Annotated in this window: 2 protein-coding genes; one reads left to right on the forward strand and one right to left on the reverse strand. The window is 59.8% G+C overall.

All coding sequences use genetic code 11. The annotated features are described in order from the left end of the window. Positions 1 to 729: LysR family transcriptional regulator (locus ABY403_RS16205; protein WP_372841843.1), on the reverse strand; the 729-nt coding region annotated here is incomplete at its 3' end. Positions 730 to 937: 208 nt separating this feature from the next. On the opposite strand from ABY403_RS16205, the gene ABY403_RS16210 reads away from it, so the two are divergent. Next, positions 938 to 1,794: class I SAM-dependent methyltransferase (locus ABY403_RS16210; protein ID WP_372841844.1), on the forward strand; the 857-nt coding region annotated here is incomplete at its 3' end.

Below are 1,794 nucleotides of genomic sequence, written 5' to 3' on the forward strand. Positions count from 1 at the left end.
GCCCAAGGACATTGGTAAAGGCGCAACACCCAGCCCGGCTTTGGCGGCATAGATCAGGCCAAGAACGCTGGTGTTGCGTGCAGCGTAGGTGGCGGTCGGCGCCACCTCTTTCAGCCATGTCATCACGCGGTGCTTGCTCATGCTTTCTTCAAACGCGATCAACGGGTGGGCCGCCAGATCGCCCGCACTGGATGGTGCGCCGTTACGTTCGGTATATTGGCGGCTGGCGTAAACCGCCCAAAGCGAATTCGCGATCTTGCGACCCACGAGCACGTCGTCATCGGTATCGCCCGACCGCAACGCGACATCGGCTTCGCCTTTTGATAGATCAACGTATTGATCGCTCAAGACAAACTCTACTTTGACGTGGGGATTGGCGTGGTGAAACCTATCAAGGATGCCGGATTTCGTAAGCCGAAAGGCGATCGGTTCGGGACAGGTCAGGCGGATGATGCCGACACGGCTGCGCCCCTGATCCGCAACACCCTGTTCAAATGCACTTGCGGCCTTTGCCACGCTTTGGGCCAAGGGCAACAGGGCCACACCAAGCGCGGTCAGTCGATAGCCCGAAGGCAACCTTTCTACCAACCTTTGGCCAAGATTCTGCTCTAGCGTTGCGAGCCTTCTTTGAACCGTCGACTGGTTTACGCCAAGCGATCGCGCAGCAGAAATCGTGCTGCCCTCGCTGGCGACTGACAGAAAGAACTTCAGATCGTTCCAGTCAAACATGATGCCCCCCCGCATAACTGCGACCCCCATCCGCAACACTGCGGCTGTTGCGCCGCTCCGGACAAGTGCAATCTTTGGCTATCGGCAGAGCATCGAACCCGCCGATGCATCGCAAGCCGCACAACAGGTCACCGGCAAGGATTCGGCGCAAAGCAGCAAAGCGCTGTTGGCCGAAGGTTGCCTTGACCTATCACAGAGGATCATGACCATGACAATTGACCTCAATCTGGTCGCCGCAGCCGACAACTCACAGGCCGCCACCCATTGGGACAAGGCTGCCGCTGGGTGGGACAGGCACGCGCCCGAGATTCGAAACTGGCTACGCGTGGCGACCGACGCGATGATCGAGATGGCCGGAATCAACCCGGGTGACACAGTGCTCGACGTGGCGGCGGGGGCTGGCGATCAGACGCTGGATATCGCGCGCAGAGTTGGCACAAAAGGCAGAGTCGTTGCGAGTGATATCTCACCGGGTACCCTGAAACACGCTTTCGCCAATGTGGCAGCGGCGGGGTACCAGAATGTGCGCATTCATTGCGCAGATGCCGCACAGCTTGGGTTGGAGGACGCGGCCTTCGATGCCGCAGTTTCTCGGCTTGGCCTGATGTTTTTGTCCGACCCTTTGCAGGGACTTCGCGAGGTACTGCGTGTTCTGAAACCGGGTGGACGTTTTTGCAGTATTGTCTTTGCGGGCCCGGAATCGAACCCCTGCTTGCGGATTCTCATGTCAACGGCGATGCGGCACGCGGGCAAGGTGCCAAGCGATCCCTTCCGCCCCGGCGGACTTGTCAGCTTGGGCAAGCCGGGGCTGATCGACGCGTTGTTCAACAAGGCGGGGTTCCGCGCAGTTGCGACAACACGGATCGATGCGCCCTTCCGCCTTCCTGCGACGAAGGACTACATGGCATTCGTTCGCGACGCGGCAGGCCCGATCTTGCAGATCCTCGCACCTTTGAGCGAGGCCGCGCGTGCCGACGCTTGGGCCGATATTGCCGCCGAGTTGGAGGTTTACCAAACCGAAAACGGCTGGATCGGGCCAAATACGCTGCTACTTACCAGCGGTCA

This window comes from Phaeovulum sp. (assembly GCF_041596715.1).
Lineage (GTDB): Bacteria > Pseudomonadota > Alphaproteobacteria > Rhodobacterales > Rhodobacteraceae > UBA6213.